The organism is Polaribacter sargassicola (assembly GCF_021991835.1).
GTDB classification, from domain to species: Bacteria; Bacteroidota; Bacteroidia; order Flavobacteriales; family Flavobacteriaceae; genus Polaribacter; species Polaribacter sargassicola.
On record NZ_JAHDAU010000067.1, the window covers coordinates 1 to 379 of the forward strand.

Sequence of the window (379 nt, forward strand, 5' to 3'; positions counted from 1 at the left end):
GCATGCGCACCATCCGACCATCCCTGGTCCGTGAGGGGAGTGAGAATGGACCCCGGCGCGATGGCGTTCACGCGCACGCCGTCTTCGGCGAGTTCCCGTGCAGCGGAGCGGGTGAGCGCCGCCACCGCGGCCTTGGACGCGTTGTAGGCTGCCTGGTCCTCCACAGTCCTATCGATCACCGCCGACGCCAGCGTCACCACCGAGAAACGGCCGGCATCGCTCAGAGCCGCCCGGCGTGCTGCCCATCGCAGAGCGAGGAAGGTCCCGATCACGTTCACCTCGTGAATGCGCCGGAAGTCCTGTAGGCCGGTGTCTCGGATAGGGCTGCGTGATCGGATACCGGCCGCGTGCACCAGACCCGTCACCCCGGCAGGATCGA

At 68.1% G+C, this 379-nt stretch carries 1 protein-coding gene; it reads right to left on the minus strand.

Annotation, left to right across the window (positions count from 1 at the left end):
• Positions 1 to 379: SDR family NAD(P)-dependent oxidoreductase (locus KI686_RS15855; protein WP_237590302.1), on the minus strand; the 379-nt coding region annotated here is incomplete at both ends.